We start from the raw sequence: 22704 nt of genomic DNA, 5'->3' as shown, positions 1-22704 counted from the left end.
GTAGGGACCCCACAGCGACCGTACCGAGGCGCTGTCCATGCCCGAGTCCACGGACCGGCGGCCCGACCGATAGGTTCTCCACGTACCAGACAGCTACGAAAGGTGCTCCGTTGAGCCGCTCGGTTCTCGTCACCGGAGGAAACCGGGGCATCGGTCTTGCCATTGCCCTGGCATTCGTCGGCAACGGCGACAAGGTCGCCATCACTTACCGCACGGGCGAACCGCCCAAAGCCCTGACGGAGTCGGGCTGCCTGGCCGTCCGGTGTGACATCACCGACGCCGAGCAGGTGGAGCAGGCCTACAAGGAGATCGAGGAAGCGCACGGTCCCGTGGAGGTGCTGGTCGCCAACGCCGGTGTCACCAAGGACCAGTTGCTGATGCGGATGTCGGAGGAGGACTTCACCTCCGTCCTCGACACCAACCTCACCGGCACCTTCCGCGTCGTCAAGCGCGCCAACCGCGGCATGCTGCGCGCCAAGAAGGGCCGCGTCGTGCTGATCTCCTCGGTCGTCGGGCTGATGGGCTCGCCGGGCCAGGCGAACTACGCGGCCTCCAAGGCCGGGCTCGTCGGCTTCGCCCGCTCGCTCGCCCGTGAACTCGGCTCGCGCAACATCACGTTCAACGTCGTCGCGCCCGGTTTCGTCGACACCGACATGACCAAGGTGCTCACCGACGAGCAGCGCAAGAACATCGTCGCCAATGTCCCCCTCGGCCGCTACGCGCAGCCCGAGGAGATCGCGGCCACGGTCCGCTTCCTCGCCTCGGACGACGCCGCGTACATCACTGGAGCCGTCATTCCCGTTGACGGCGGATTGGGCATGGGTCACTGATCACATGAGTGGAATCCTCGCCGGCAAGCGCATCCTCGTCACCGGGGTCCTCACCGACTCCTCCATCGCCTTCCACGCAGCCAAGATCGCGCAGGAAGAGGGCGCGGACGTCATCCTCACCGGATACGGGCGCCTCTCGCTCGTGGAGCGCATCGCCAAGCGGCTGCCCAAGCCCGCCCCCGTCATCGAGGTGGACGTCACCAACCAGGAGCACCTGGACTCCCTCGCCGACCGGATCCGTGAGCACCAGGGCGAGGGGGCGAGCCTCGACGGTGTCGTGCACTCGATCGCCTTCGGCCCACAGGGAGTCTTCAACTTCCTGGAGGCGGAGTGGGAGGACGTCGGCACGGCGGTGCATGTCTCGGCGTACTCGCTCAAGTCGCTGACCATGGCCTGTCTGCCGCTGATGGAGCGCGGCGGCTCGGTCGTCGGGCTCACCTTCGACGCGCAGTTCGCCTGGCCCAAGTACGACTGGATGGGCATCGCCAAGGCGGCGCTCGAATCCACCAACCGCTATCTCGCGCGGGACCTGGGCGCCCGGAACGTCCGCTGCAACCTCGTCTCGGCCGGGCCGCTCAAGTCGATGGCGGCCAAGTCCATTCCGGGCTTCGAGGAACTGGCCGACGTGTGGAACCACCGCGCGCCGATCGGCTGGGACCTGGCCGACCCGGAGCCGACGGGGCGCGGCGTCGTCGGGCTGCTGTCGGACTTCTTCCCGAAGACGACGGGCGAGATCGTGCACGTCGACGGCGGCGTCCACATGATGGGTGCCTGACCGAAGGGATTCCCGCGTCACGGACCGTGGCAGGTCACTGTCCGTGGTCGTACGAGTCGAGAAGCGCACCTCCTCCCCGCACACTGATCGGGGAGGAGGTGTCGCTGTGTACCGGAGAGCATGCAAGGTGGCCGCCTCACTCACGGTGGCCGTGCTGATCGTCGTGGGCCTCGCCGTCACCGCTGTCGTACGGGACGAGCCGCCGCCCCCGGTGGCCAGGCCATCGACGGCGGACATGACCGGCGCCGACCGGTTCGCGGCGGACGCCGGGAGCGACGGCGCACGCGGCGACGACGGTGGCGACGACGACCGTGACGGTGACCGCGGCGACCGCGAGCGCCGTGACCGCGCCCCGTTCGGAGCCGCCTGCCGTACGACGACCGAGGGCTCCCTGGTGACCGCCGTCTGCCACAACCCGTACCCCGAGCCCGACCGCCTCCAGCTGCACATGGAGTGCGCCCGCTGGTGGGACGTCGACTCCGACAGCGCCCCCGTCGAGGCCGGCGCGGCCGGCTACGCCCGGCTCACCGGACGCTGCTGGAAGGAAGTCGCATCGGCCTGGGTCAGCCACGAGCGCGTCACGCCCTGACCGGCCGCCCCTGTCCCGTCTCAGGCCGTCCTGCGGAGGCAGGTGAACGCGTGGCTCGCCGCCTCCGTACCCGCCGTCTCCGGGTCCCCGGCCCTGATCGCGTCCACCAGCCGCGCGTGGTCCAGATGGAACGCCGGCCGCAGCTCGCGCCCCACATCGGAGCGCAGCCCGTCGCGCATCAGCTCGCTCAGGTCCGCGTAGAGCGCGGTGAGCACCTCGTTGTGCGAGGCCGCGACCACCGCGAGGTGCAGGGTCGCGTCCGCGGCCACGAACAGCTCGGCGTCCCCGCCCGCCCACGCCTCCTCGCGGCGCGCCAGCAGGGTCTCCAACTGCCGCATCTCCCGCTCCGTACGCCGCTCGGCCGCCAGCCGCGCCGCCGAGGCTTCGAGGGTGGATCGCACCTCCGCGATGTGCCGGGCGTCGGCGTCGGCGAACCGGCGGTGCATCACACCGGCCAGCTCGCTCGTGGCGACGACATAGGTGCCCGAGCCCTGCCGGATGTCCAGGAGCCCGTTGTGCGCCAGCGCGCGGACCGCCTCGCGGACGGTGTTACGTGCCACCCCCAGCTGCTCGACCAGCTCGGGCTCGGTGGGGATACGTGAACCCACCGGCCATTCGCCCGACGTGATCTGGTTCCGCAGCTGGGTGATCACCTGATCGGAGAGCGCGGATCGCCGGGGAGAGGTCAGGGCCATGGTGCTCCAAGTTCTCAGTGCCGGGATTGGACAACCAATCATCCCATGATTCTATGATGGCTCCATGCTTGACGAGACCACGACCCCGCTCACGCACCGGGAGGCCGTGGCACCCGCGCCCGCCGATTCTCCCGCACCGGCCCCCTCACCCCGGACGACCGTCTGGCTGACCCGGCTCCTCGTCGTGGGACTCGTCCTCGCCGCGGTCAATCTGCGCCCCGCCATCACCAGCCTCGGCGCGCTGCTCGAAGACGTACGCGTCGGACTCCATATGAGCGGCAGCGTCGCCGGGGTCCTCACCTCCGTACCCCCGCTCTGTTTCGCCGTCTTCGGCGTCATGGCCCCGCGCCTCGCCCGCCGCTTCGGCCCCGGCGCCGTCGTCTGCGCGGGCATGGTGGCCGTCACGGTGGGTCTGCTGCTCCGCCCCCTCACCAGCGGCACAGCCGCCTTCCTCGCGGCGAGTGCGCTCGCGCTGATGGGCATAGCCGTCAGCAACGTGCTGATGCCGGTGATCGTGAAGCGGTACTTCCCCGACCGGGTCGGCACCATGACCGGCCTCTACTCGATGTCCCTCTCCGCCGGCACGGCCGTGGCAGCCGCCGCGACCGTCCCCATGACCACGGCGCTGGGCGGCAGTTGGCGCCTGGGCCTCGGTGTGTGGGCCGTGGTCGCGGCAGTCGCCGTACTGCCGTGGGCCGCGCTCCTCGTACGCGACGGGAGGGACGCAGCGACCCCGGCCCCGGTCGCGACCCCGGCCGGCGCGGAGGCGGCACCGGCACCGAGGATCGCCCGGAGCCGTACCGCCTGGGCGCTCGGCTGCTTCTTCGGCCTCCAGGCCACGGGCGCGTACATCACCATGGGCTGGATGCCGCAGATCTTCCGCGACGCGGGCGTCCCCGCCGGTACGGCGGGGCTGCTGCTGGCCGTCACCATGGTGATGGGCGTCCCGCTGGCCTTCGTGATCCCGCGACTGGCCACCCGGATGAAGAACCAGGGCCCGATCGTCATCGCCCTGGGCGCCTGCGGGCTGACCGGTTACGCGGGACTCTTCCTCGCGCCCGCCGCCGGGGCCTGGGTGTGGGCGCTGCTGCTGGGGGTCTCCAACTGCGCCTTCCCGCTGGCGCTCACGATGATCGGCATGCGCGCGAGGACCGGTGCCGGGATCGTACGGCTGTCGGCCTTCGCACAGAGCACCGGCTATCTGATCTCCATTCCGGGGCCGCTGCTGGTGGGGGTGCTCTACCAGCACAGCGGCGGCTGGGAACTGCCGATCACGCTGATGGGCGGGCTGATGGTGCCGCAGATCATCCTGGGCGTGGTGGCCGGCCGGGACCGGACGATCGAGGACGAGTGCTGAGATGAGAAACTGGCGGCATGCCAGTCCTTGATCCGAATCCCCAGAACGGCCAGAAGAAACTGCTGCTGATGTTCGGCACGATCATCGGCATCATGGTCGTGATCGCCGTCATCGCCTCGATCGCCTCCCCCTGAGTCCCGACCACGATCCGGCACGAGAGTCGTCGGCGAGTGAGCCGAAGGGGCGCGTCGGTGTCGAAAGGGAGAGCGCGCAGAGGCCCCGAGGAACGAGGGGCTGAGCACGGTCGACCGTCGACACCGACTTATAGCGCCCCGGAGGCGAACCGAGCCCCCCAAAAAAAAGGGGAGGGATGGTGGTGCTGGCACCACCGTCCCTTAGGGGGTCAGGGTCAGGGTCAAGTGGGTGGGTCTCCGGATGGGGGCCGGCCCCGGTCGTCCGTAGCTTTGAGGTACTTCAACCGCTGACCTACGGAGGCGGCCATGGCGGCCCCTACGCACACCCGGTCCCACCGCCCGTCCCCCGACACCGTCGACATCCGTCTCCCGTGGTGGGCCGTCGTGCTCCCGGCCATCGCGTTCGCCGCGCTTCTGCTGCTGATGGCCGGTCCCGGCGAGGCCAGCGCCGCCGCGAGTGACCCCGGCGTCGGCCGTGTGGTGATCCAGATTCAGCAGACCCTCGCCCGGTAGTGCCCCCGCCGGTAGGGCCACCTTGGGCGGGTGCCCCCTCCAACACCCCGCGCCTGACGGCGCATTTCGTGCGAAGCTGGGATGCATGAGCGTCGAAACACCCCGCAGGATTGTCCTACTCCGGCACGCGAAGGCCGACTGGCCCGACGTGGCCGACCACGAGAGGCCGCTCGCCGAGCGAGGCCGCGCGGACGCCCCGGTGGCCGGTGGGCGGCTCGCGGAGACCGGTATCGCCTTTGATCTGGCCCTCTGCTCGTCGGCGGTCCGCACGCGCGAGACCTGGAAGCTGGCGGTGCAGGAGCTGCCGCAGCGGCCCAGGACCGTCTACGAGGACCGGTTGTACGACGCCACGCTCGGCGACCTCCTGGCGCTGCTGACCGAGACACCGGACGAGGTCGCCGACCTCCTGCTGATCGGCCACAACCCCGGTATGCACGCCCTCGCAGACGCGCTTTCGGCCCGCGCCGAGGGGGGCGCCCTGGGGCGGATGACCGCGAGCGGGTACCCGACCTCTGCCTTCGCGGTCATCGGTTTCACCGGCACATGGAAGACCGTGGAGCCCGACGTGGGGACGCTGCTCGAATACTGGGCCCCGCACGACTGACGGCGGCCCTCCGACCGCCCCAACTCCCTTGCGTACGAAACGGATGAAGCCCCGGCACGGTGTGTGTGCCGGGGCTTCCTGTCCTGTGCCGTAGGCGGCTCAGCCGGACGACGAACCCTCGACCGGCTCCGTATCGGGCTCCGTGGCCGACTCCCTGGCGGCCTCCGCGGCCTCCACCTCTTCCACCTCTTCGCGCGTGATCCCCAGCAGATACAGCACCGTGTCCAGGAACGGCACGTTGACCGCCGTGTGCGCGGCCTTGCGGACCACCGGCTTGGCGTTGAACGCCACCCCGAGCCCCGCCGCGTTCAGCATGTCGAGATCGTTCGCCCCGTCGCCGATCGCCACCGTCTGGGACAGCGGCACCCCGGCCTCTTCGGCGAACCGCCGCAGCAGCCGGGCCTTGCCCGCCCGGTCGACGATCTCGCCCACCACGCGCCCGGTGAGCTTCCCGTCCACTATCTCCAGCGTGTTCGCCGAGGCGAAGTCCAGCCCGAGCTGGTCCTTCAGCGCGTCGGTCACCTGGGTGAACCCGCCGGACACGACGCCCACTTGGTAGCCGAGCCGCTTGAGCGTACGGATCAGGGTGCGGGCGCCGGGCGTGAGCCGTACCTCCGTGCGTACCTTCTCCACCACCGACGCGTCGAGTCCCGCCAGCAGCGCCACGCGCGCGTGCAGCGACTGCTCGAAGTCCAGTTCGCCGGCCATGGCCCTGGCCGTCACCTCGGCGACCTGCTCCTCGCAGCCCGCGTGCGCGGCGAACAGCTCGATGACCTCGTCCTGGATGAGGGTCGAGTCGACGTCCATGACGACCAGCCGCTGCGCGCGGCGGTGCAGCCCGGCCGACACGACGGCCACGTCCACCCCGACCTCGGCGGCCTCGGTCGCCAGAGCGGTGCGCAGCGGTGCGGTCTCTGTGCCCGACACGGCGAACTCCACCGCCGTGACCGGGTACTTCGCGAGCCGGAAGATACGGTCGATGTTCCCGCCCGTCGAGGTGATCCGGGCGGCGATCGCCGCCGTCGACTCGGCGGACAGCGGATGTCCGAGCACGGTGACATGGGAACGGCCGCTGCCGCGCGGCCTGTTGTCGCCGGTCCCGGAGATGATCTCGGCCTGGAGCTTCACGGACTCGGCCCAGCTGTGGACGGTCGCCCGCAGCGCACCCTCGGTGCTGCCGCCGGCCTCCGGCGCGGTGACGAGCACGCACAGGACGATACGGCCACGGGTGACGACCTGCTCGATGTCTATGACGTCGAGGGAGTAGGCGGCGAGGGTGTCGAAGAGGCCTGCGGTGATCCCCGGGCGGTCCTTCCCGAAGATCTTGACAAGAAGCGTGGGGGCGGCGTCGGTGGTCTGACGGGGCTGCTGCGATGCGCTCATGGTGATTCCACCGTAGCGGGCGGGGCGGGTGGGGCGACGCGGCGTCCCGCGTAGCGGACACACGTCCTTCATGTGGGATTTGATCCTGTTCACTTACGTTTCGCCGCGCCCCGAAGATGTTTTCGCGGTCTTCTCCGAGGCCCGACTTTCGTATAAGGGGGCGGGCCTGAAATAGTTCCCCCCGATGTTCGCCATCCCTAGACTCCCTGTCGTGGGAGTAACTCGGGGGACAACCAGTGGGGCATGGAGTGCCGGAACTCGTACTTGAAATGAACGGAAGGACCTGGACGCTTGATCAGTCCAGGTCGTACACCCTGGGACGTGATCCGCAGGGCGACCTGGTGATCGATGACGCCCGGGTCTCGTGGCGTCATGCCACCATCAGCTGGGGGGGCCGTAGTTGGGTAATTGAGGACCACGGCAGCACAAATGGCACTTATGTACAGGGCCAGCGGATCCACCAGATGGAAATCGGTGCCGGTAGCGCCGTACGTCTCGGCAATGGGACCGACGGACCTCGGCTGAATCTCAACGGTGCGGCAGCCGGTGCCTACCAGGCCCAGGCCGCGCCGCCCCAGCAGGCCCAGGCGCCACAGCACGCGCCCGCGCAGCCGCAGCAGCAGGGAGCCCCCGGTTGGGCCCCTCAGCAGCAGCCGCCCCAGCAACAGGGCTGGCAGCAGCCTCAGCCTCAGCACCACCAACAGCAGCAGCCCCAGCACCAACAGCACCAGCAGCAGCCCCAGCACGGCTACGTACCGCAGCAGCACGGCGGTCCCGGTGGTCAAGGCGGTCCCGGCACGGGTGGCGCGGCGGGGGCCTCGCCGGTGTACGGGGACCGGAGCCCGACCACCTTCCACCAGGTGGCTCTCGGCCGGGTGATGCGCATCGGCCGTGCGCTGGAGAACGAACTGGTCGTCTCCGACCTCCAGGTCTCGCGTCTGCACGCCGAGTTCACCTCGACGCCCGACGGCCGCTTCCAGATCCGTGACCTCGGATCCCACAACGGCACATACGTCAACGGCCAGCCGATGCACAAGTCCGGGACGGCCCTCATCGGCCCGAACGACATCGTCGGCGTCGGTCACTCGACCTTCCGCCTCGTGGGCGACCGGCTTGAGGAGTTCGTCGACACCGGCGAGGTCTCCTTCTCCGCCCGCCACCTCACGGTGACGGTCGACGGCGGCAAGCAGATCCTCAAGGACGTCTCCTTCGGTGTCCCCGAGAAGTCGCTGATCGCGGTCATCGGCCCCTCGGGCTCCGGCAAGTCCACGCTCCTCAAGGCGCTCACCGGCTACCGGCCCGCCAACCAGGGCGACGTCCTGTACGACAACAGGAATCTGTACAAGCAGTTCGCCGAGCTGCGCCAGCGCATCGGTCTGGTCCCGCAGGACGACATCCTGCACAAGGAGCTGACCGTACGGAAGGCGCTCAAGTACGCCGCCAAGCTCCGGTTCCCCGGTGACACCGCCGAGTCCGAGCGCGAGGCCCGTATCGACGAGGTGCTGCGCGAGCTGAAGCTCGACATCCACAAGGACAAGCGGGTCACCTCGCTCTCCGGCGGCCAGCGCAAGCGTGTCTCCGTCGCCCTCGAACTGCTGACCAAGCCGTCGCTGATCTTCCTGGACGAGCCGACCTCGGGTCTCGACCCGGGCATGGACCGCGACGTCATGCAGCTCCTGCGCGGCCTCGCCGACGACGGCCGTACGGTCCTGGTCGTCACGCACTCGGTGGCCGAGCTGGCGATCTGCGACAAGCTGCTCGTCATGGCGCCCGGCGGCTCGGTCGCGTACTTCGGACCGCCGGAGGAAGCGCTCAACTTCTTCGGCTACACGACCTGGGCCGATGTCTTCTCGGCGTTCGAGAACTACCGCGACTACGACTGGGCGGGCCGCTGGCGCGGCTCGCAGCACTACCAGATGTACGCCGCCGACATCGACGCCGTCGCCGCTCAGTCCGTGCACATGCCGACGCCGCAGCAGATGCGCCCGCCGAAGCCGCAGAGCTGGGGCTCCCAGCTCTGGACGCTGATCCGCCGCTACTCCTCGGTGATCGCCTCCGACCGGGGCTTCCTCGGCCTGATGGTGATATTGCCCGCCGTACTCGGCGTGGTGAGCGTCGTGATCCCGGCGGAGTACGGACTGGGCCCGCCGGAGGCCCCGGCCAGGTTCAACGGCAAGGCCGGGACGATCCTGCTGATCCTCGCGGTCGGCATGTGCTTCTCGGGTGCGGCCAACTCCGTACGAGAACTGATCAAGGAACGGGTGATCTACGAACGGGAACGGGCCACCGGCCTCTCCCGCTCCGCCTATCTGATGTCCAAGGTCATCGTGCTCGGCATGATCACGGCCTTCCAGGGCGTCATCATCTGCGGCATCGGCTTCGCGCCGCGCGCGCTGCCGGACGAGGGCCTGATCATGCCGCCGGCCGTCGAGATGTGCCTCGTGATCATCGCGCTGGGCTTCACGTCGATGATGTTCGGTCTGGTGATCTCCTCGCTGGTGAAGACCGCCGAGAAGACCATGCCGCTGCTGGTCATGTTCGCGATCGTCCAGGTCGTCTTCACCGGCACGCTCTTCCAGATCCACGGTTCGCCCGGCCTGGAGCAGTTCGCCTGGCTGATGCCCTCACGCTGGGCGATCGCGGGCACCGGCTCGACCCTCGACCTGGCGCATCTGATGCCGCCGTGGGATCCCAAGAGCCCGAACGACCTGGACCCGCTCTGGGAACACTCGATCGGACAGTGGGGGCTCAACCTCACGGTCCTGCTGTTCATCGGAGCCGTGTGCGGGGTCGCGGTGGCGCGGTTGCTGCGCCGCCACGAACCGGAGGTCATGCGCAAGTAACGCGGAGTACTGACAGGCGAACCGCCGGTGGGCGGCACCCCTTCGCGGGGTGCCGCCCACCGGCGTCTGTGCGTGGTCGTGCGGGACCACGGGGTCGGGCAGCGGCTCAGTAGGCGCTGTCGACGTTGTCGATCGAGCCGTAACGGTCGGCGGCGTAGTTGGCCGCGGCCACGAGGTTGGCGACCGGGTGGTACTGGCTGTTGGGCGTGCCCTTGACGTGGTAGGCGTCGAAGGTCGGCTTGATGACCTGGAGCAGGCCGATCGACGGGACGCCGTTCTTGGCGTTGATGTCCCAGTTGTTTATCGCACGCGGGTTACCACTGGACTCGCGCATGATGTTGCGGTGCAGACCCTCGTACGTGCCGGGGATCTTCTCCTTCTTCATGATGGACAGGGCTTCCTTGATCCATCCGTTCAGGTTGTTGGCGTAGGCGGGCTTGCGGTCGGCGGAGCGGTTCGCCTTGGCCTTCTCGGCGGCGCGCTTCTTCGCCTTGGCCTTCGCCTCGGCCTTGTCCTTGGCATCGGTCTTGGCGTCGGTCTTGGAACCGGCCTTGGAGCTGGCCTTGACGTCGGCCTTGGACGTTGCCTTCGCCGCCGATTCCTGCTTCGCGTGAATCTCCGCGACGCGGTCGGCGAGGTTGCTCTGCTTGGTCAGGCTCTCCGTGACGGCTGCGGCCTGGCCGCTGCCGTTCGCGATGTTCCAGGCCACCGGGGTGGTGGACACGGAGGCGGCCACATCCTTGCCCTGGGACTCGGCGGATGCGTTGCCCGGGATCAAGGAGAAGGTGACGGCCGCGGCGGCGACTGCTGTCACGCCGGCGATCGAGAGCTTGTGGCTCTTCTTCAGACGGTTGCCAGTGGTGCTGGACGCGGTCATACGACATACCTCTTCGAATAGCGGGAGTCGCGGAGGCCCGGTCGGGCAGTGCCTTCTCGGCGGCGACGGCTGCAATTCTTAGCGGCAGCAAAACCATGTGGCAAAGGTGTGACGTACGACCCGTGATAGTTGAAAGAGGTGCAAAAGGGACACCTCGCTACCGGCTCATGCCGTGCTTATGTCCGTCTTTATGTCCACTACGTCCCTTCGTAAGTGATCTGGGTCCTATGTGCGGCGTCACATGGGGCAGGTGCCCAACTCACCGGAGGTTGCTGAAGCAATTCGGAGAGTGAGCGTTCTCAGCCGGTAGAACGAGGTGGACGTCGCCGAACTCGTGCCAGAGGTAGAGATGCCGTACGGCCTCGGTATAACCGCGCTCCAGCGCCTCGCGCCCGGCGATCGCCTCCAGCATCAGCAGATGCGAGGCCTCGGGCTCGTGCAGCCCGGTCAGCAGCCCGTCGACGACGCGCACCCCGCGCCTCGGCGTGATCACCAGATCCGTCCAGCCCGACGCCGCCCGCACGACCCCGCCCGGACCGGCCGCCGACTCCAGCGCCCGCACGGCCGTCGTCCCGACCGCGACGATCCGCCCGCCGCCCGCGGCGGCGGCGTTCACCAGCCGGGCCGTCGTCGCCGACACCTCGAAGCGCTCCGGGTACGGCGGCTCGTGCGCCTCCGCCGACGCCACCCCCGTGTCCAGCCTGATCGGCGCGAACTGCACACCCCGGCTCACCAGCTCCGCCACCAGCCGCGCGGTGAACGGCCGCCCCGCGCTCGGCATCTCCGCCGAGCCCGACCCGTCGGGGGAGGGCAGCGCGAAGACCGTCTGGTACGCCGAGAGCGGCTGGTCCCGCTCCGTGTACCCATACCGGATGGGCCGGCCGTGGCGGCCCAGCAGCGCCGCCACGTCCCCGCCGGCCACCCGCGCCCACCACAGCCGCGTGCCCGCCGGGTCCAGCGGCTCCTCCAGCACGAGGTGCCCGCCGCCCGGCAGCCGTACGACCGCACCGGCCGGCCCCCCGGCACGCGCCACGGTCGCCCCCCTTCTCCGCCCCCCGGCCGCTCCCGGAGTCCGCAGCTCCACCGCCCACCGGCCGTCGTCCCCGCGCGTGGAGAAGTGGACGACCAGCCGCTCACCGCGCAGCCGCCCGTCGACGGCCGCCGGCAGCGTCCGCGAGGTGTTCACCACGAGCACGTCCCCGGCCCTCAGCTGCCCCGCCAGCTCCCCGAAGACGTGGTGCGACACCCGCGTGCCGCGCGACACCAGCAGCCGTACGTCGTCCCGCCCCGTGCCACGCTGCTCGGCCGGCACCCGCGCGGAGAGCGAATCGGGCACCCGGAGTCCCTCCAGGCTCATGGCACCTCCCAGCCCCTCCGGACCCGCCCGGAGCCCGGCAGCCCTGGTCACGAGGCCACATCCAGCAACGAGGTGGCCGAGTAACGGCCGCTCGTCGGCCGCTGCCGCAGCAGCCGCAGGAAGCCCGGCACCACGGACCGGGGATCCGGCCGGGCATCGCCGTCGTCCGGTACGGCCGCCGCGTACAGATCCGTCTGCATGTCGCCCGGATCGACGGTCCACACCCGCAGCTCCGGCTCCTCGACCCCGAGCACGGCGGCCAGGTGGTCGAGCGCGGCCTTGGACGCCCCGTACCCGCCCCAGGTCTCGTACGCCTCCGCCGCCGCGTCCGAGCTGACGGCGATCACCGTGCCCGCGCCGGCGGCCCGCAGCAGCGGCAGTGCCTCCTGCACGAGCCCGAGCGCCGCCACCACATTCGTCTCCAGCGCGGCGCGCAGCCCGTCGAGCGCCAGCGCGTCCAGCCGTACAAGCGGCTCGGCGCCCAGCGCGCTCGCGTTGCTCACCAGCAGATCGAGCCCGCCGAGACCGGCCGCCGCCGCGACCAGCTCCGCGCGGTGCGCGGGATCGGTCACATCCCCGGGGATCGCCGTCACCCGCGTCCCGTGCGCCCCGATCTCCCGCGCGGCGTCCGCCAGCGCGCCGGGCGTCCTGGCGTCGAGCACCAGGTCCCACCCCTCCCGCGCGAGCGCCCCGCCCAGTGCGCGCCCCAGTCCTTTGGAAGCCCCCGTGATGATCGCTACCGACATGGCGTCCGCTCCTTCTCGCCTCGCGTGGGCCGCGGGCGTCGCCGAGGGCCGTTGGCCTCGGCGCCGAGGCCCGTTGTCCCCAACATAAAAAGGACAAGCGGCCCGCCGAATCGGCCGCGGGTCCCGCGCCCCCAAGGCACATAGGCCTAGGCCGTCCGCCCTCCGTCGGGTGCGTCCCAGGTCCGATCCGCCCCGCGGCACCCGCCGGTACCGTGAAGTCATGAGCCATCGACCGAGCTCCGGGCTCGCCGCCGTGAGCACCGCACTCCTCGCGATGAGCAGACATCTGGAAGTACGGGACGTCCTGAAGACGATCGTCGCCTCCGCCCGCGAACTGCTCGACGCCGAGTACGCGGCGCTCGGTGTGCCCGACGACCACGGCGGCTTCGCCCAGTTCGTCGTCGACGGAGTCAGCGACGCCCAGTGGAAGGCCATCGGCCCGCTCCCGCGCCAGCACGGCATCCTCGCGGCGATGCTGCACGACGCGAAGCCCGAGCGGCTGGCCGACGTGAAGAAGGACCCCCGCTTCGGCGGCTGGCCCGCCGCCCACCCCGACATGTCCGACTTCCTCGGCACGCCCATCCGCGACGGTGACGAGACGATCGGCACACTCTTCCTCGCCAACAAACGCTGCCCCAAGCCGGCCGGCGGCTGCGGATTCACCGAGGAGGACGAGGAACTTCTCGGCATCCTCGCCCAGCACGCGGCGATCGCCCTCACCAACGCCAGGCTGTACGAGCGCAGCCGCGAGCTGACCATCGCCGAGGAACGCTCACGGCTCGCCCACGAACTGCACGACGCCGTCAGCCAGAAACTCTTCTCGCTGCGGCTGACCGCCCAGGCCGTCTCCAGCCTCATCGACCGCGACCCGGCACGCGCCAGGGGCGAGCTCCAGCAGGTCGCCGACCTCGCCGCCGAGGCCGCCGACGAACTGCGCGCCGCCGTCGTCGAGCTGCGCCCCGCGGCCCTGGAGGAGGACGGTCTCGTCCACACCCTGCGCACCCATATCCAGGTCCTGGACCGCGCGCACTCGGCACAGGTCACCTTCGACAGCTGCGGGGTACGGGCCCTGCCCGCCTCCCAGGAGGAGGCGATGCTGCGGGTGGCCCAGGAAGCGCTCCACAACGCGCTGCGTCACTCCGGCGCGAACCGCGTCGACGTGACCGTCGCCCCGCGGGGCCAGGGCGCCGTCCTCAGCGTCACCGACAACGGCAAGGGCTTCGAACCGCGAACGGTCCGCAGGGCCGGCCGCCATCTCGGGCTCGTCTCGATGCGGGACAGGTCGAGCGGTGTGGGCGGCCGGCTGACCGTGCAATCGGCGCCCGGACAGGGCACCACGATCGAGATGGAAGTGCCCGGTGGCTGACGACAAGAGAATCCGTGTGCTGCTGGTGGACGACCACCAGGTGGTCCGCCGAGGTCTGCGCACCTTCCTGGAGATACAGGACGACATAGAGGTCGTGGGCGAGGCGTCCGACGGCGCCGAGGGCGTGGCCGGCGCGGAGGAGCTGCGCCCGGACGTCGTCCTGATGGACATCAAGATGCCGGGCACCGACGGCATCGAGGCGCTGCGCAAGCTCCGCGAACTCGCCAACCCGGCCAAGGTGCTGATCGTGACGAGCTTCACCGAGCAGCGCACGGTGGTGCCCGCGCTGCGTGCCGGGGCCGCGGGTTACGTATACAAGGACGTCGACCCGGAGGCGCTGGCCGGCGCCATCCGCTCCGTGCACGCCGGTCATGTCCTGCTCCAGCCGGAGGTGGCGGGCGCGCTGCTGGCCCAGGACGACCCCGGCGCCGGACACGGCAGGGGGTCCTCGCTCACCGACCGGGAGCGCGAGGTGCTCACCCTGATCGCGGACGGCCGCTCCAACCGGGAGATCGCCCGCGCGCTCGTCCTCTCGGAGAAGACCGTCAAGACGCATGTCTCGAACATCCTGATGAAGCTGGACCTCGCGGACCGCACGCAGGCTGCGCTGTGGGCCGTACGGCACGGGATCACCGGCTGAGCACCGATGATCCGGCACGATCCGGAACGTCGTGTTCCGATCTGAGATTCATACCGTCGGGTGGATGTACCCCACACGGCGTATCCCCGGCGGTGTCCGGGCGTTCTCCATGGCGTGCCGCGGATTACCGCCGCGGCCCTTGCGATGGAGGATCCTGAAAATGAACAACCTTAAGAAGGCCGCTGCCCTCACCATGATCGCCGGTGGCCTCGTCGCCGCGGGCTCCGGCGCCGCCTTCGCCACCGGCGGCCCGCACGCCGACGCCGACGGCAAGGCGGTGCACTCGCCGGGCGTCGGCTCCGGCAACCTCGTGCAGGTGCCGGTGCAGATCCCCGTCAACGCGGTCGGCAACACGGTCAACGTGATCGGCGTCCTCAACCCGGCGTTCGCCAACCACGGCCTCAACGCCTGATCCACGGCCCTCAAGGCCCGCGGCCCCGGTGCCCGTCCTCGGTGACGGGCGCCGGGGCCGTTCCGTCGGCCACACCCCCGGTCACGCTGCCCCCGGCACCGCACTCAGCGCGCCCCGCGCTCCAGCTCCTCCACATACGCGTTGTACGCGGCAACCTGCGCCCGCCGCGACACCCGCTCCACCGGCCGCAGCGCCTCGCCCCGCGCCGCCATCTCCGACGCGCTCACCGCCCCGCCGTGCCCGTGCTCCCGCGCCAGCGCGACCAGCAGCGCCACCCGCTGCGCCAGCTCCAGCACCCGTACCGCGCGCGGCGGATAGCCCGGAGCCAGCACCTCCCGGCCCCGCTCCGCCCGTGCCCGGTAAGCGTCCAGCGCCGCCTCGGCCACCGGACCCGACCCCGCGACATCCAGCCGCGACAGCACCTCCGTCGCGTCCCGCAGCGCCTCGGCCAGCTCCCGCTCCGCCTCACCGAGCGACGGCACATCCGCCGGCGGCGCCACCCGCACCGGCAGACAGTGCCAGACCACCTCGACATGACGGTCGCCGTCGGGCCCCACCGCGGACACCTCGGGCACCAGCCCGTACGGCGCCCCCGAGGCGACCACCGCCTCCTCGGCGTCCAGCGCACGGGCGTTGAAGTCCGGTGGCCCGCTGAGCCCCAGCGGATGGCCCGGCGCCGGAAGCGCCACCCGGTACCCGGTCACCCCCAGCGCGCGCAGCCGGCCGAGCGCCAGCGTCAGCCCGACCGGCCCCGCCTCGCCCGGCAGCCCCTCGACCCGGTGCACGGCGTCCGGCCCGACGATCGCGGCAGCCGCGTCGTCCGGCGATACGAAACCGGCAAGGAGGGCATTTCCCCAGGCCGCCAACAGTCCTGAGCGTGGTTCGGAAAGCATGGCCCCAGCCTAGGGAACGGACCTAAGGAGTTGACCGCCGGACCGGTGGCGTAGGTTTTCCCTGTGGAGCTGCGCCCACAGGCGCATGCCAGATCTCAAGACTGCATGGGGAGACAACGCGCTCATGAGCGATGTACTGGAGCTGGTGGACGTATCCGTGGTCCGCGACGGACGCGCTCTGGTGGACGACGTCTCCTGGTCCGTCAAGGAAGGCGAGCGCTGGGTGATCCTCGGCCCCAACGGCGCCGGCAAGACGACCCTCCTCAACCTCGCGTCCAGCTATCTCTTCCCCTCCACCGGCAAGGTGAAGATCCTCGGCGACAAGCTCGGCAAGGTCGACGTCTTCGAACTCCGCCCCCGCATCGGCGTGGCGGGCGTCGCCATGGCCGAGAAGCTGCCCAAGCGCCAGACCGTGCTCCAGACGGTCCTCACCGCCGCGTACGGCATGACCGCCACCTGGCACGAGAACTACGACGAGGTCGACGAGCAGCGCGCCCGCGCCTTCCTCGACCGGCTCGGCATGACCGAATACCTGGACCGCAAGTTCGGCACCCTCTCCGAGGGCGAGCGCAAGCGCACCCTGATCGCCCGCGCGATGATGACCGACCCCGAACTGCTGCTGCTCGACGAGCCGGCCGCCGGTCTCGACCTCGGTGGCCGGGAGGATCTCGTACGCCGCCTCGGCCGGCTCGCCAGGGACCCGTACGCCCCCTCCATGATCATGGTCACCCACCATGTCGAGGAGATCGCCCCCGGCTTCACCCACGTCCTCATGATCCGCCAGGGCAAGGTCCTCGCCGCCGGCCCCATGGAGACCGAGCTGACGTCCCGTAACCTCTCCCTCTGCTTCGGCCTCCCGCTCGTCGTCGAGCAGGCCAACGACCGCTGGTCGGCACGCGGTTTGCCGCTGCGCTGAGCCAGGGACGACCCGCACACACCCCCTGTCCGGACCGGACCCGCCGCCTTACCATGATGATGTGGAAATCGACGCGTGGGTATGGTGGCTGATCGCGGCCGTAGGACTGGGAATTCCGCTCGTCCTGACGGCGATGCCCGAGTTCGGCATGTTCTCCGTGGGCGCGGTGGCCGGTGCCGTCGTCGCGGCGCTCGGCGGCGGAATCGTGGCGCAGGTCCTCGTCTTCGTGGGGGTCTCGGTCGCCCTCATCGCCGTCGTACGGCCCCTGGCAGCCAGACAAGGCGCCCGAACTCCCCGTACGGCCACGGGAATCGACGCCCTGAAAGGACGTCAGGCCGTGGTCGTCGAACGGGTCGACGGCAGCGGTGGCCGGATCAAACTCGCCGGAGAGATCTGGTCCGCACGCACCCTCGACGCCGAACAGAGCTTTGAACCGGGGGAGAAGGTCGACGTCGCCGACATCGACGGCGCGACCGCGGTGGTGATGTGAACGCTCCCCGGCACCCGCGCACGCCGTGCGAACTGAGCCAACCAGGCCGAACGCCCCGCAGACACACGCGTGTTCTGCGAAACTCGATCATCTGACAGTCCGGCAGACCGGCCATCCGGCAGTCCGCAGCGAAGGGCAGTAGGAACACGATGCCATCAATCATCATCGTCCTGGTCATTCTGGTGGTGCTTGTATTCATCGCCCTGATCAAGACGATCCAGGTCATCCCGCAGGCGAGCGCCGCCATCGTGGAGCGCTTCGGGCGCTACACCCGCACGCTCAACGCGGGCCTGAACATCGTGGTCCCGTTCATCGACTCGATCCGCAACCGCATCGACCTCCGCGAACAGGTCGTCCCCTTCCCGCCGCAGCCGGTGATCACCCAGGACAACCTGGTCGTCAACATCGACACGGTCATCTATTACCAGGTCACCGACGCCCGCGCCGCGACGTACGAAGTCGCCAGCTACATCCAGGCGATCGAACAGCTCACCGTCACCACGCTGCGCAACATTATCGGCGGCATGGACCTGGAACGGACCCTCACCTCGCGCGAGGAGATCAACGCGGCCCTGCGCGGCGTCCTCGACGAAGCGACCGGCAAGTGGGGCATCCGCGTCAACCGCGTCGAGCTGAAGGCCATCGAACCGCCGACGTCCATCCAGGACTCGATGGAGAAGCAGATGCGCGCGGACCGCGACAAGCGCGCCGCGATCCTCACAGCCGAGGGTATTCGGCAATCGGCGATCCTGACCGCCGAGGGTGAGAAGCAGTCCGCGATCCTGCGCGCCGAAGGTGAGGCCAAGGCAGCCGCCCTGCGCGCCGAGGGCGAGGCCCAGGCGATCCGTACGGTCTTCGAGTCCATCCACGCCGGAGACCCCGACCAGAAGCTCCTCGCCTACCAGTACCTCCAGATGCTCCCCAAGATCGCCGAGGGCGACGCCAACAAGCTCTGGATCGTGCCCAGCGAGATCGGCGACGCGCTCAAGGGACTCAGCGGCGCGTTCGACAACCTCGGCGCAGGTGTGCCGGGCTTCAACACCGGCAAGGAGCGGCGCCAGCAGCCGCCGCTCGACTGATCCGCAGGTCACGGTCCCGTACGACGCACCACCCGTCGTACGGGACCGGCCCCGCCGTCGGGCATGATCGGTGCTACCACCACCGATCACCGAGGGACGTGCTGCGTGACCATCTGGGAGATGCTCGCCGTGTTCGTCGCGGGCACCTGCGCCGGCACCATCAACGCGATCGTCGGATCAGGGACGTTGATCACCTTCCCGGTGCTGCTCGCGACCGGCCTGCCACCCGTCACCGCGACCGTCTCCAACGCGCTCGGCCTGATACCCGGCGCCGTCAGCGGAGCCATCGGCTACCGCGCGGAACTCGCCGGCCAGCGCCGCCGCATCATCCGACTGGGCACCGCCTCCGTCTGCGGCGGGCTCGGCGGAGCGATCCTGCTCGTCTCACTGCCCTCGACGGCGTTCGAGACGATCGTGCCGATCCTGGTCAGCCTCGCCCTCGTCCTGGTGATCCTCCAGCCCCGGCTCGCCAAGACCGTCCGGCGCCACCGCGAACGCAAGAACGTCGCCACCAAGACCGACGGCGGACCGCTGCTCGTCGGCGGCGTACTGGCCGCCAGCGTCTACGGCGGCTACTTCACGGCCGCCCAGGGGATCATCTACATGTCCCTCATGGGCATGCTGATCGACGACGAGATGCAGCGCCTCAACGCCGTGAAAAACGTACTCGCCGCCATCGTGAACACCATCGCCGCGATCTTCTTCCTCTTCGTGGCGGAGTTCGACTGGACGGCGGTCGTACTCATCGCCGTGGGCTCGGCGATCGGCGGCCAGTTGGGCGCGAAGGTCGGCCGACGCCTGTCGCCCACGGTCATGCGTGCGACGATCGTGGTCGTCGGCACGGCGGCCATCGTCCAACTGGTCACGCGCTGACGGACCGCACACGCGAAAGCCCGCCTCCGGCAGTAACACGGAGACGGGCTTCCCGACAGAGCGACAGAGCTTCACCGGCGCGGCTACGCGGCGGCGGCACCGACCCCCGCCAGCCACTGCGGCAGCGCCGACCGCTCACCGGCCCGCAGCGCCAACAGCATCGCGTCGGCCGGAGACGGCACGAACGGCTCGTACAGCAGCGGCATCCCCGCCTGCTCCGGCGTCCGGTCGGCCTTGCGGTGATTGTCCTCGGCACACGAGGCGACCGTGTTGAGCCAGCTGTCCGCACCACCGCGCGACCGCGGCACCACGTGGTCCACGGTCGTCGCCCGCCGACCGCAGTACGCGCACCGGTGCTGGTCACGGACCAGCACTCCACGTCTCGACCACGGCGCCTGTCTTCGAAAGGGCACCCGTACATACCTGCAGAGTCTGATCACCCGAGGCACCGGCAGATCCACCGCGGCGGCACGCACCCGCAGAGCCGGGTGAGACTGCTCGACGACGGCCTTGTCCTGGAGGACCAGCACCACCGCACGGTTGAGTGTCACCGTCGACAGCGGCTCGAAGCTCGCATTCAGTACCAGCGTGTCCCGCATCCCGCCCACCTCCCGTCTGCCGCCCCGCCGGAAGGCGGGCTGGGATCAACTCTGGCCGGGCGCGCCAAGATGGACAACGCAATATCCGCCGATCCGGGTTCCGGAGACGACCCCAATAGCCCCCGCAACGAAAAAATGCCCTGCCCTGATCTCTCCAAGACCAGGGCAGGGCAAACAACAGCTGAACGGTCAGTCGGCCGCCGGAGCGGCGTACTCACCGATCAGCCGCGCACGCGCGAGCGTGTGGAAGCGCAGATTGAAGCCGACCACGGCGGGCGAGGCGTCCGAATCCGGGCCCAGCGCGTCACTGTCCACCGCGTACACCGTGAACACATAACGGTGCGCGGGATCACCCGCCGGGGGAGCGGCGCCCCCGAACTCCTTGGACCCGTAGTCGCTACGGGCGTGCACCGCGCCCGCGGGCAGCCCCACGAACGAACCGGAACCAGCGCCCGCCGGAAGCTCGGTGACCGACGCGGGGATGTCGAACAGCACCCAGTGCCAGAAACCGCTGCCGGTCGGCGCGTCGGGGTCGAAGCACGTCACGGCAAAGCTCTTGGTCTCCGCGGGGAATCCCTCCCACCGCAGGTGCGGCGACGTGTTCCCGGCCGCGAAGACCTGGGCGTCCTTCAGGACCGCACCGGGCGCGATGTCGTCGCTCACCACGGTGAAGGACGGCACCGGCGGGTGGAAGTCATGAGGGAGTGGAGCCCTCGTCGCCTCGGTCACTACAGAACCTCCGGATTCGGCTTCGCGCCGCCGGGCCTCGTGGGCCCCGGCGGCCTTCCGAAGCCGAGACTATGGCCGGTGGGCCCTCAGGCCCAGTTACGACGTCCGCCGACGTCAGCGATCCACTGGTTGAGATAGGCAGCCCAGTCGGTGCCCTGGAAGTCGTGCAGACCCACCTTGAACGCGCGGAACGAGTCGCTGCCCTCGCTGAACAGACCCGGCTTCTTGTCCATCTCCAGGATGACGTCCATCTCACGGTCGTCCGCGACGAACGTCAGCTCCACCTGGTTCAGCCCGCGGTAGCGCTGCGGCGGAACGAACTCGATCTCCTGGTAGAACGGCAGCCGCTGACGCGTCCCGCGGATGTGCCCACGCTCCATGTCCGCGCTCTTGAAGCGGAAGTCCAGACTGATGAAGGCGTCCAGGATGGCCTGTTGCGCCGGGAGCGGGTGCACGTTGATCGGGTCCAGGTCGCCGGAGTCCAGCGCGCGGGCGATCTCCAGCTCTGTCGTCACACCGATGTTCATGCCGTGCAGCTGCTGCCCGGCGATGCTCGTCACCGGGGTCTCCCACGGGATCTCAAGCCCGAACGGCACCACGTGCACCGCGCCGGCCTGCACCTCGAAGGCGCCACCGAGACGCTGCTTGACGAACTCCAGGTCCTGCTTGACCTCCTGGTCACCGCCCTCGACCTCGACGCGCGCCTGGAGACCGACGGAGAGCCCCTCGATCTGCTGGTCGACCGACCCTCCCTGAATACGCACCTCGCCCTGGACGACTCCGCCCGGCACGACGTTCTGCTCGGTCAGCTCGGTCTCGACCGACGCACCGCCGGCGCCCATGCTCGCGAGCAGCCTCTTGAAGCCCATAGTCACTCCTCCTAGATCCTGACCTCTACATACGCGTCACGACCGCGGGCGGTTCCCCCGCTACGCTCGGACGACATGATCGAGCGCCCCGACCGTACGCCGCTGCACCGCGACTTCTTCAACCGGCCCGTGCTGGAAGTCGCCCCGGACCTCCTGGGCCGAACTCTCCTACGCCGCACGGCGGAAGGAACGATAGAGCTTCGCCTCACGGAGGTGGAGGCATACGCGGGCGACATCGACCCGGGCTCGCACGCCTTCCGTGGCCGTACGGCCCGCAACGACGTGATGTTCGGCCCGCCCGGCCACGCGTACGTCTACTTCACGTACGGCATGTGGCACTGCCTCAACCTGGTCTGCGGCCCGGAGGGCCGGGCAAGCGGAGTGCTGCTGCGCGCCGGCGAGGTCCGGGAGGGAGCGGAGCAGGTACGGAAACGACGTGTCTCGGCCCGTAACGACAAGGAACTGGCCAAAGGCCCGGCCCGGTTGGCCACCGGCCTGGCCATCGACCGCGCCCTGAACGGCACGGACGTCTGCACCGGCGGCGACGCGCCCCTGTCGATCCTCACGGGCACACCACCCCCAAGTGACCTGGTACGCAACGGCCCACGCACGGGCGTGGGAGGCGACGGCGCCCCGCACCCCTGGCGATACTGGATCGACGGCGACCCCACGGTGAGCCCGTACCGCGCCCACACTCCCCGCCGCAGGGCAACTTGACGCGCCGGGTCGGGACGCCTAATGTAGTCCGAGCCGCTTTACACGGGTCTTGCTCATCAGCAGCCCGAAGTGGCCACCCACTACCTACGATTTGCCCCTGACGGGTTCTATTTCGGCATGCCGAAATTCGAACTTCTCGGCTCGATTATGAGTTGCTTAGGGAATCGGTTAACGTAGTGGACACGCCGAAAGGGAAACGCGAAAGCGGATACCTTTCAGCGGTCCCGGCGACTGGGAATCAGGACCGAAAGGTTCTGATAGAGTCGGAAACGCAAGACAGCAAGACCGAAGGGAAAAGCCCGGAGGGCCCGGAGACGGGACCGAAGGAAGCGTCCGTTCCTTGAGAACTCAACAGCGTGCCAAAAGTCAACGCCAGATATGTTGATACCCCGACCTCGTCCACATTCTGTGGATTGGG

24 protein-coding genes and 1 pseudogene are annotated in these 22704 nt (G+C 69.6%); 16 read left to right on the top strand and 9 right to left on the bottom strand.

Annotated features, from left to right (window positions below):
- The first annotated feature begins 110 nt into the window (after positions 1–110).
- The 3 genes and pseudogenes from fabG to ACIBLA_RS10585 form a co-directional block, all read left to right on the top strand.
- Positions 111–830 (top strand): 3-oxoacyl-[acyl-carrier-protein] reductase, encoded by a 720-nt coding sequence (gene fabG, locus ACIBLA_RS10595; RefSeq protein WP_363245834.1) that lies wholly within the window; start codon positions 111–113, stop codon positions 828–830.
- Between the two features lie 4 nt (positions 831–834).
- Positions 835–1605, top strand: a complete 771-nt coding sequence (fabI, locus tag ACIBLA_RS10590) for an enoyl-ACP reductase FabI (protein WP_399198377.1) — start codon at positions 835–837, stop codon at positions 1603–1605.
- Positions 1606–1957: 352 nt separating this feature from the next.
- Positions 1958–2194: pseudogene (locus ACIBLA_RS10585) on the top strand (hypothetical protein); the annotation flags it as partial.
- Between the two features lie 20 nt (positions 2195–2214).
- Here ACIBLA_RS10585 and ACIBLA_RS10580 read toward each other — a convergent pair.
- Complete coding sequence (locus ACIBLA_RS10580) at positions 2215–2889, bottom strand: FadR/GntR family transcriptional regulator (RefSeq protein ID WP_399198376.1); 675 nt, start codon at positions 2887–2889, stop codon at positions 2215–2217.
- 64 nt (positions 2890–2953) lie between these two features.
- Between ACIBLA_RS10580 and ACIBLA_RS10575 the strand changes: the two genes are divergently transcribed.
- The 4 genes from ACIBLA_RS10575 (at position 2954) to ACIBLA_RS10560 (ending at position 5497) form a co-directional block, all read left to right on the top strand.
- Positions 2954–4246, top strand: a complete 1293-nt coding sequence (locus tag ACIBLA_RS10575; protein ID WP_399198375.1) for a CynX/NimT family MFS transporter — start codon at positions 2954–2956, stop codon at positions 4244–4246.
- A 17-nt stretch (positions 4247–4263) separates the two neighbouring features.
- Positions 4264–4380 carry an SGM_5486 family transporter-associated protein gene (locus tag ACIBLA_RS10570; protein ID WP_023542633.1) on the top strand — a complete coding sequence of 39 codons (117 nt, stop codon included), beginning with the start codon at positions 4264–4266 and terminating at the stop codon, positions 4378–4380.
- 306 nt (positions 4381–4686) lie between these two features.
- The gene (locus ACIBLA_RS10565; RefSeq protein ID WP_363245839.1) at positions 4687–4893 is read left to right on the top strand and encodes a hypothetical protein; all 207 of its coding nucleotides are present in this window, start codon (positions 4687–4689) and stop codon (positions 4891–4893) included.
- Positions 4894–4978: 85 nt separating this feature from the next.
- The gene (locus tag ACIBLA_RS10560) at positions 4979–5497 is read left to right on the top strand and encodes a histidine phosphatase family protein (RefSeq protein WP_363245840.1); all 519 of its coding nucleotides are present in this window, start codon (positions 4979–4981) and stop codon (positions 5495–5497) included.
- A 99-nt stretch (positions 5498–5596) separates the two neighbouring features.
- Here the strand turns inward: ACIBLA_RS10560 and serB are convergent, their stop codons facing one another.
- Positions 5597–6880 (bottom strand): phosphoserine phosphatase SerB, encoded by a 1284-nt coding sequence (gene serB, locus ACIBLA_RS10555; protein ID WP_363245841.1) that lies wholly within the window; start codon positions 6878–6880, stop codon positions 5597–5599.
- Between the two features lie 269 nt (positions 6881–7149).
- On the opposite strand from serB, the gene ACIBLA_RS10550 reads away from it, so the two are divergent.
- A complete protein-coding gene (locus ACIBLA_RS10550; protein ID WP_363245842.1) occupies positions 7150–9723 on the top strand; it encodes an FHA domain-containing protein in 2574 nt (857 codons plus the stop codon).
- A 106-nt stretch (positions 9724–9829) separates the two neighbouring features.
- Here ACIBLA_RS10550 and ACIBLA_RS10545 read toward each other — a convergent pair whose 3' ends face one another.
- From ACIBLA_RS10545 to ACIBLA_RS10535, 3 genes are all read right to left on the bottom strand, one after another.
- On the bottom strand, positions 9830–10600 hold the full coding sequence (locus ACIBLA_RS10545) for a transglycosylase SLT domain-containing protein (RefSeq protein ID WP_399198374.1): 771 nt from the start codon (positions 10598–10600) through the stop codon (positions 9830–9832).
- A 259-nt stretch (positions 10601–10859) separates the two neighbouring features.
- The gene (locus ACIBLA_RS10540; protein WP_399198373.1) at positions 10860–11957 is read right to left on the bottom strand and encodes an S-adenosylmethionine:tRNA ribosyltransferase-isomerase; all 1098 of its coding nucleotides are present in this window, start codon (positions 11955–11957) and stop codon (positions 10860–10862) included.
- Positions 11958–12004: 47 nt separating this feature from the next.
- Positions 12005–12703 carry an SDR family NAD(P)-dependent oxidoreductase gene (locus ACIBLA_RS10535; RefSeq protein ID WP_363245845.1) on the bottom strand — a complete coding sequence of 233 codons (699 nt, stop codon included), beginning with the start codon at positions 12701–12703 and terminating at the stop codon, positions 12005–12007.
- 220 nt (positions 12704–12923) lie between these two features.
- Here ACIBLA_RS10535 and ACIBLA_RS10530 point away from each other — a divergent pair, with 220 nt between their 5' ends.
- The 3 genes from ACIBLA_RS10530 (at position 12924) to ACIBLA_RS10520 (ending at position 15121) form a co-directional block, all read left to right on the top strand.
- Positions 12924–14069: a GAF domain-containing sensor histidine kinase gene (locus tag ACIBLA_RS10530; RefSeq protein ID WP_363245846.1), complete on the top strand. Its 1146-nt coding sequence runs from the start codon at positions 12924–12926 to the stop codon at positions 14067–14069.
- Positions 14062–14709 carry a response regulator transcription factor gene (locus ACIBLA_RS10525; protein WP_363245847.1) on the top strand — a complete coding sequence of 216 codons (648 nt, stop codon included), beginning with the start codon at positions 14062–14064 and terminating at the stop codon, positions 14707–14709. Before ACIBLA_RS10530 ends, ACIBLA_RS10525 begins: the two co-directional genes overlap by 8 nt.
- A gap of 160 nt (positions 14710–14869) precedes the next feature.
- Positions 14870–15121 carry a chaplin gene (locus ACIBLA_RS10520; RefSeq protein WP_363245848.1) on the top strand — a complete coding sequence of 84 codons (252 nt, stop codon included), beginning with the start codon at positions 14870–14872 and terminating at the stop codon, positions 15119–15121.
- Between the two features lie 104 nt (positions 15122–15225).
- On the opposite strand, the gene ACIBLA_RS10515 is transcribed toward ACIBLA_RS10520, so the two are convergent.
- Entirely contained in the window at positions 15226–16014 is a 789-nt protein-coding gene (locus ACIBLA_RS10515) for a hypothetical protein (RefSeq protein ID WP_363245849.1), read from the bottom strand.
- A 124-nt stretch (positions 16015–16138) separates the two neighbouring features.
- Between ACIBLA_RS10515 and ACIBLA_RS10510 the strand changes: the two genes are divergently transcribed.
- From ACIBLA_RS10510 to ACIBLA_RS10495, 4 genes are all read left to right on the top strand, one after another.
- Positions 16139–16930 carry an ABC transporter ATP-binding protein gene (locus ACIBLA_RS10510; RefSeq protein ID WP_363245850.1) on the top strand — a complete coding sequence of 264 codons (792 nt, stop codon included), beginning with the start codon at positions 16139–16141 and terminating at the stop codon, positions 16928–16930.
- Between the two features lie 61 nt (positions 16931–16991).
- Positions 16992–17420 carry an NfeD family protein gene (locus ACIBLA_RS10505; RefSeq protein ID WP_363245851.1) on the top strand — a complete coding sequence of 143 codons (429 nt, stop codon included), beginning with the start codon at positions 16992–16994 and terminating at the stop codon, positions 17418–17420.
- Between the two features lie 149 nt (positions 17421–17569).
- On the top strand, positions 17570–18499 hold the full coding sequence (locus tag ACIBLA_RS10500; protein WP_078078021.1) for an SPFH domain-containing protein: 930 nt from the start codon (positions 17570–17572) through the stop codon (positions 18497–18499).
- Between the two features lie 105 nt (positions 18500–18604).
- Entirely contained in the window at positions 18605–19372 is a 768-nt protein-coding gene (locus ACIBLA_RS10495) for a sulfite exporter TauE/SafE family protein (protein ID WP_363245852.1), read from the top strand.
- Positions 19373–19455: 83 nt separating this feature from the next.
- On the opposite strand, the gene ACIBLA_RS10490 is transcribed toward ACIBLA_RS10495, so the two are convergent.
- The 3 genes from ACIBLA_RS10490 to ACIBLA_RS10480 all read right to left on the bottom strand — a co-directional run bounded on the left by ACIBLA_RS10490 (position 19456) and on the right by ACIBLA_RS10480 (position 21569).
- Positions 19456–19971 (bottom strand): HNH endonuclease, encoded by a 516-nt coding sequence (locus tag ACIBLA_RS10490; protein ID WP_363245853.1) that lies wholly within the window; start codon positions 19969–19971, stop codon positions 19456–19458.
- A 189-nt stretch (positions 19972–20160) separates the two neighbouring features.
- Positions 20161–20700, bottom strand: coding sequence for a YbhB/YbcL family Raf kinase inhibitor-like protein (locus ACIBLA_RS10485; protein ID WP_399198372.1), 540 nt, complete (start codon positions 20698–20700; stop codon positions 20161–20163).
- Between the two features lie 86 nt (positions 20701–20786).
- Entirely contained in the window at positions 20787–21569 is a 783-nt protein-coding gene (locus ACIBLA_RS10480; protein ID WP_363245855.1) for a sporulation protein, read from the bottom strand.
- Positions 21570–21644: 75 nt separating this feature from the next.
- Between ACIBLA_RS10480 and ACIBLA_RS10475 the strand changes: the two genes are divergently transcribed.
- Positions 21645–22286 carry a DNA-3-methyladenine glycosylase gene (locus ACIBLA_RS10475; protein ID WP_399198371.1) on the top strand — a complete coding sequence of 214 codons (642 nt, stop codon included), beginning with the start codon at positions 21645–21647 and terminating at the stop codon, positions 22284–22286.
- The last annotated feature ends 418 nt before the right edge of the window (positions 22287–22704 follow it).

Source organism: Streptomyces sp. NPDC050433, from assembly GCF_044458565.1.
Classification (GTDB): domain Bacteria; phylum Actinomycetota; class Actinomycetes; order Streptomycetales; family Streptomycetaceae; genus Streptomyces.
This window is presented reverse-complemented; position numbering and strand designations above follow the sequence as displayed.